5 protein-coding genes are annotated in these 6,331 nt (G+C 41.4%); 1 reads left to right on the forward strand and 4 read right to left on the reverse strand.

Annotated elements, in window-relative coordinates; all coding sequences use genetic code 11:
• Positions 1-156: 156 nt before the first annotated feature.
• The 4 genes from AN391_RS19520 to AN391_RS19535 all read right to left on the reverse strand — a co-directional run bounded on the left by AN391_RS19520 (position 157) and on the right by AN391_RS19535 (position 5,547).
• A complete protein-coding gene (locus tag AN391_RS19520; RefSeq protein ID WP_055016930.1) occupies positions 157-1,455 on the reverse strand; it encodes a DEAD/DEAH box helicase in 1,299 nt (432 codons plus the stop codon).
• Positions 1,456-1,613: 158 nt separating this feature from the next.
• A complete protein-coding gene (locus tag AN391_RS19525; protein WP_055016934.1) occupies positions 1,614-2,804 on the reverse strand; it encodes an alpha/beta hydrolase-fold protein in 1,191 nt (396 codons plus the stop codon).
• Between the two features lie 111 nt (positions 2,805-2,915).
• Positions 2,916-4,736 (reverse strand): glutamine--fructose-6-phosphate transaminase (isomerizing), encoded by a 1,821-nt coding sequence (gene glmS / locus AN391_RS19530; protein ID WP_055016931.1) that lies wholly within the window; start codon positions 4,734-4,736, stop codon positions 2,916-2,918.
• Positions 4,737-4,782: 46 nt separating this feature from the next.
• The gene (locus AN391_RS19535) at positions 4,783-5,547 is read right to left on the reverse strand and encodes a DeoR/GlpR family DNA-binding transcription regulator (RefSeq protein WP_055016932.1); all 765 of its coding nucleotides are present in this window, start codon (positions 5,545-5,547) and stop codon (positions 4,783-4,785) included.
• A 153-nt stretch (positions 5,548-5,700) separates the two neighbouring features.
• Between AN391_RS19535 and AN391_RS19540 the strand changes: the two genes are divergently transcribed.
• Complete coding sequence (locus AN391_RS19540) at positions 5,701-6,228, forward strand: sugar O-acetyltransferase (protein WP_055016933.1); 528 nt, start codon at positions 5,701-5,703, stop codon at positions 6,226-6,228.
• Positions 6,229-6,331 lie beyond the last annotated feature (103 nt).

Genomic DNA, 6,331 nt, shown 5'->3' on the forward strand with positions numbered 1-6,331 from the left:
ACTTAGCCCACTAGGTTACAAACCTCGCGCCGCGATTTAATCGCCCCTAGATTGAACAAATTTCAATCCGCAAAGGTCAACACGCCCTAATAAAAACCCTGCAAATTTGCAGGGTTTTTTAATAATTCAGGTTTAATGACTTACATGTATTAAGGCTTATCTTTTTCTCCAGCCGCTCCATACGTCATCTTCTTGGTTGGCTTTTTTCTTCTTTTTCTTACCTGTGCCGGCGGGCTTTGCCATTGGTTTATCGTTTTTAAGTGCAAGGGCCGCATCAAGGTTTGCTTGGTTTACCGCAAAACCGGTTACTTCTTCACGCTCTAAACGAAGTTTGTTTTTCTTTTCGATTATTTTAAAGTGATGAAAGTCTTCATAATCAATTAACGATAACGCTAAACCAACTTCACCTGCACGGCCGCTGCGGCCAATACGGTGCATGTAATCAGCGGGGCTGCGCGGTAAGTTAAAGTTAATAACAACAGGCAGTTTGGCAATATCTAAACCACGGGCTGCTATATCGGTGGCAATAAGTACTTCTATTTCGCCGGCTTTAAATTTTTCTATTACGCGAGTACGCTCACTTTGGCCTTTATCACCATGAAATACCTGTGCGTTAATACCACGCTTTTCAAGCTTACCTGCTAAGTGCTCACAGTCTTTTTTAGCGTTTACAAAAATAAGTGCTTGGCGCCATTTATGCGCTTTAATTAAATGCGCTAAAACCGTGGTTTTTTCGCCTTTATTAACCGTAAATACACGCTGTACTAAGGTGCTTTCGTCTTTACTTTGAACTTGTATTTCAACAGGGTTAGTTAACAGCTCTTGCGTTAATTGTGTGACTCGCTCTGGGAAGGTTGCTGAAAACAACATGGTTTGTTTTTTAGCGGGCATTAACGCTAATAACTCGGCAAGCTCTTCGGTAAAGCCAAGACTTAACATGCGGTCGGCTTCATCAAGCACTAAGGTTGTTACTTTATCGAGCTTAATAGCATTGCTTGAGATTAAATCGAGCAAACGCCCTGGCGTTGCAACAATAATATCGGCACCGCCGCGTAGAGCCTGCATTTGTGTATTAACCGACACACCACCAAATACCGCGACCGTTTTAATTGCGCCATTAAAGTTAGCAGAATACGATTTAACGCTATCGGCCACCTGCGTTGCAAGCTCACGGGTAGGCACCAAAATAAGCCCAGTTACAAAGTTACCTTTGCTCGCTGCTTTTTTAGCACCTTGCTCTAAAAATAGGGTTTGTAGCATAGGCAAAGCAAACGTCGCTGTTTTACCTGAGCCAGTATTAGCCCCCGCAATTAAATCGCTACCAGCAAGTACACTTGGAATCGCCTTAGCTTGAATTGGCGTAGGTTGGCTGTATTCCAAATCTGTTAAACGAGCTAATAGCTCTGGAATAAGGCCAAGTTCGTTAAAGGTACTAGGGCTTGTTGCTGAGGTCATGAATATTACGGGCTCATTGCTAAAAAAGTAGCCTGTAATTTTAGCGTATTTAGTTCTTATTAAGTAGAGATTAGTGATTTTAATGTTTTATGGGTAACAGCTGCGTGTTGTAAAGGTAACTGTAAGCGCGGGCCACACCTACGCTTTGTCCTTTTACATTACTGCATTTTATTTAACTGTGTTTGTAATCTACTTTTAGTCTCTTTTAAGGCATCTAAATGGGGGTATGTGGTATCTACAACATTTAAAGCCGCTTCTATTTTAATAAGTGCCTGTTGTATATTACCTTGTACCTCATAGCCATAGCCTAACCCCCATAGCGCATCAACAGATTGTGGGTGATGCTTAACATTATGCTTAAATACTGCCACAGCACGCTCATATTGCTGCATATTTACTAGATTGTAACCAAGTTGCCTAACAGCCCTCTCAGGAGGTGTTATTTGCTCGCCCCATTGCTGAGATAATGTTTGATAATAAGCATCAATAGATTCTATATCATCGCTTAAAGCACTCATGGGCATTTGTTTGGGTAAAAATAAATTATGGTAGGCATTAAAGGCCCCTGCGACGGAAGTCAGGTTATGTGATACATTTTCAAATGTATCATTGTAAAAACGTAAATTTGGCAAGTTATTAGATTGCAAAGCTTGCTGCAGCTCATTGTATCGCTCACGCATTAAGCCTGCTTCTTCGCCAATATTTATATAAACATAGTTATTCAGATCTTTTGATTTATTGATAAACGATTTAGTCGCTTTTACTGATGCGCCATAGTTCCACCAAACGGCAGGGCTGTAAGCAATGTGTGCTTGAAAAAGCTCAGGGTTAGCTTGCATTGTATAAAGTGCAAACACGCCTGCCGCAGACGCTCCTGCGATCACATTATAATTGTGCGTACGGTAACTTTTATTAATCAAGGGCATAAGCTCTTGCTCAATAAATGCTAAAAACGTTGCTGCACCACCGCCTTCACCTACCGGGCCTTGTGGCTCTTTATTCACTGTGGGGTATAAATCTCTTAAGCGATTGGTATTTTCAATAGCGACAATAATAACCTCGGGCGCACGATTATCATTTTGTAAACGCTCCATCACTGCACTTATAAGCGGTATGTTACCCGCGCCATCAAGGCGATAAATGACCGGATAAACTTTGTTTGGATTAGCTTGATAACTCTTTGGAAGCTGTACTACAACTGTGCGTTCTTCGTTTAAAACAGCTGATTTAATAGTATGTGTTTGCTGCGTATAACTAATGGTTTGCTGTTTTAAATCAGGCTCTGCAAGTATGCTACTAGAATAAAATATAAATAAACTACATATAAAAACAGCGGTTAATAAACGCATTACTAATCCTTTAGAAAATAGTATGTTATTTAATCTAACAGGCTTTAAGGTACAAAAAAAGCGCATTAAGCGCCTTTTTATCTTTAACAGGTAATTACCAACCTTTTGATTTTACTCAACAGTAACCGATTTAGCTAAGTTACGTGGTTGGTCAACGTCAGTACCTTTAATTACCGCTACGTAGTACGACAGTAACTGTAATGGCAGTGTGTAAACAATTGGTGCAATAATATCGTCAGTATGGTTTACGTTGATTACACGCATTGTGTCGTCTGACTCAAAGTGTGAATCTTTATCTGCGAATACGTAAATAATGCCGCCACGTGCGCGTACTTCTTCTACGTTTGATTTAAGCTTTTCTAATAGCTCATTGTTTGGTGCTACAACAATAATTGGCATGTCGGCATCAATAAGTGCAAGTGGGCCATGTTTTAGCTCGCCCGCTGCGTAGGCTTCTGCGTGAATGTACGAAATTTCTTTAAGCTTAAGCGCACCTTCCATTGCAATTGGGTATTGCGAACCACGACCTAAAAACAGTGAGTGGTGCTTATCAGCAAATTCTTCTGCAAGGTCTGCAATGCCATCAGCAAGCTGTAATGTTTCTTCAAGCTTAGCGGGTAGTACTTTTATAGCATTTACAATGGCACTTTGATCAAGCTGCTTTTCTTGCGCTATAGACGCAGTAAGCATTAACAAACCAACTAATTGGGTAGTAAATGCTTTAGTAGAAGCTACACCAATTTCAGCGCCGGCTTTAGTCATAAAGGCAAGGTCAGATTCGCGCACAAGCGATGAACCCGGTACGTTACAAATGGTCATTGAGGCCATGTAACCTTGCTCTTTAGCTAAACGTAATGCCGCTAGCGTATCGGCTGTTTCACCCGATTGTGAAATAGTTACAAGTAGGCTGTTTTCGTGTACATACGATTGGCGGTAACGAAACTCAGAGGCAATCTCAACATTGCAGCTAACGCCTGCAAATTGCTCAAGCCAGTAACGGGCGACCATACCTGAGTGGTATGACGTACCACAGGCAATAATTTGTACGTGTTTTACGTCTTTAAATATTTGCTGAGCGCTGTCGCCAAAGGCATCAATTGCTACGCGGTCGTCGTTTAAACGTCCTTCAAGGGTATTACGTACTGCAAGTGGCTGCTCGTAGATTTCTTTTAGCATGTAATGGCGGTAGTCGCCTTTGCCTGATGCATCTTGCGTGATATTTGATTCAACTACTTCACGCTCAACCGCGTTGCCATTTTCATCAAAAATTTCAACAGTGTCACGTGTAATGCGCGCTACATCACCTTCTTCTAAAAAGATAAAGCTGCGAGTAACCGGTAATAGTGCTAACTGATCAGAAGCAATAAAGTTTTCGCCAAGGCCTAAACCTATAACCAGTGGGCTACCTGAGCGCGCTACGATGATTTCATTGTCGTTTGCTTTATCAAATACAACTGTACCAAACGCACCTTCAAACTGCTTAACCGCTGCTTGAACAGATGCAAGTAATGTAGTGTGTTGCTTACGAAGCTTATGAATTAAGTGCACCATTACTTCGGTATCGGTTTCAGATAGGAACTCGTAACCTTCTTCTTTAAGCGATGCGCGTAGACTTGCGTGGTTTTCAATAATACCGTTATGCACAAGTGCTAGCTGATTGTTTGATACATGCGGGTGAGCATTTTCTTCAGTAACGCTGCCGTGTGTTGCCCAGCGAGTGTGTGCAATACCTGTATGACCGCTTACACCTGCTTTCTCAAGTGCAGCTTCTACGTTCACTACTTTACCTACTGCTTTCACAGTATTTAGTGTAGAGCCTTCTAAAAGTGCTACACCGGCAGAGTCGTAACCACGGTACTCAAGACGTTTAAGGCCTTCAACTAAAATTTTGTTTACTGGACGTTCTGCAACTGCCCCAACTATTCCACACATAGTGTCTCCATTAATTTTTTAATTCTAGTAACTCGCTTTGTAATTACTAATCAATAATCTCTGCACAAATTAGTTTTACACCACACGCCTCTATCGCTTTGCGTTTATCATCTGCTAAGCCAGTATCGGTTATTAAAGTGGTTACTATTTTCCACGGTAATTCTAAATTTGGTATTTTTCGGCCAATCTTATCTGATTCAACCATTACTATTACTTCACGGGCTGCTTTTGCCATTACTTGGCTTAAACCAACTAACTCATTAAAGGTAGTCGTGCCGCGCTTTACGTCTATGCCGTCAGCACCAATAAAAAGCTGATCAAAGTCGTAAGAGCATAATACGTTTTCGGCAACTTGCCCCTGAAACGACTCAGAATGCGGATCCCAGGTACCGCCGGTCATTAAAAGTGTTGGCTCGTTTTCAAGTGAAAGTAAACGGCTCGCTACTTTAATCGCATTAGTCATTACAACTAACCCGCGTTTATTTGCAAGCTCTGGGATCATGGCGGCCGTAGTACGCCCGCTATCAATAATAATGCGGTTATGATCTTTTATAAGTGCAGCTGCAGCCTTGGCTATTGCGACTTTGCGCTTAGAGTCTATTTCGTCACTTACAATTTCTTTAGGCAGTGCAATAGCACCACCGTAACGGCGTAGTAGCAGGCCACTTTTTTCAAGCGCGGTTAAATCTTTACGAATGGTTACTTCAGATGTTTGAAACTGCTCAGCAAGCTTTTCCACAGCCACTTCACCTAGCTCATTAACCTGAGCCAATATATTATGGCGGCGCTGCTGTGTGTTTCGTTTAGTCATAAAGATCGTATATTAAGTTTCGTTTCGAAAGTTGTGCAATTTTAAACGAAACAAGTTAAATGGCAAGTGAACGAGCAAAAATAAAGCAGCTTTCATCAAATTATAATAAAGGTAAAATAGTAAGAGCGTCGCTAACTTAAAAAAGAACCTCCAATGCAGTCATTTAATAGCTTAAGCAAAGAGCTTTTAGCCCTACGTAAACAAACAGGCGAAATATGCCGACTCTTCAATAAAAGCCCGAGTAAAGGCAATTTAAAACGCATTAAAGAGCGATTCGCTCAATGTGGGGAAGGGGTAATTATAGAGTCAGGTTTTCATTGTGATTATGGTAATCAAATAACTATTGGTGATCGTAGCTTCATAAACATTAATTGTACGGTATTAGATGCCCCAATAAATGAAGGAGCCATATGCATCGGTGATGACTGCTTATTTGGCCCTAACGTGCAGTTGTTAGCGGTATCCCATGCTGTTAACCCTACACAGCGACTGAATAAAGATAACTTTGCTGCTCCTATTACAATAGGCAACAACGTATGGATTGGCGCGGGAGTTATCGTTTTAGCGGGTGTTACCATTGGCGATAACGCAGTAGTTGGCGCGGGTTCTGTCGTTACTAAAAATGTAGAGGCAAATACAGTTGTTGCGGGTAATCCCGTCCGAGAAATAAGAACACTATAATTTTAATCAATATATTTTTTTAGCGTTGGGAGTCACTAGCTCGCCTGACCTAGATGGTAGGTGTTGGATGGGTATGTATTACGTGTGCTTATTTTCAGATAGC

The organism is Pseudoalteromonas sp. P1-13-1a, from assembly GCF_001401875.1.
Taxonomy (GTDB): Bacteria; Pseudomonadota; Gammaproteobacteria; order Enterobacterales; family Alteromonadaceae; genus Pseudoalteromonas.

Excerpts from the sequence above, each read along its gene's own strand:
- glmS (WP_055016931.1), bottom strand. The coding sequence starts at position 4,736 with ATGTGTGGAATAGTTGGGGCAGTTGCAGAACGTCCAGTAAACAAAATT.
- AN391_RS19525 (WP_055016934.1), bottom strand. The coding sequence starts at position 2,804 with ATGCGTTTATTAACCGCTGTTTTTATATGTAGTTTATTTATATTTTAT.
- AN391_RS19540 (WP_055016933.1), top strand. The coding sequence starts at position 5,701 with ATGCAGTCATTTAATAGCTTAAGCAAAGAGCTTTTAGCCCTACGTAAA.
- AN391_RS19520 (WP_055016930.1), bottom strand. The coding sequence starts at position 1,455 with ATGACCTCAGCAACAAGCCCTAGTACCTTTAACGAACTTGGCCTTATT.
- AN391_RS19535 (WP_055016932.1), bottom strand. The coding sequence starts at position 5,547 with ATGACTAAACGAAACACACAGCAGCGCCGCCATAATATATTGGCTCAG.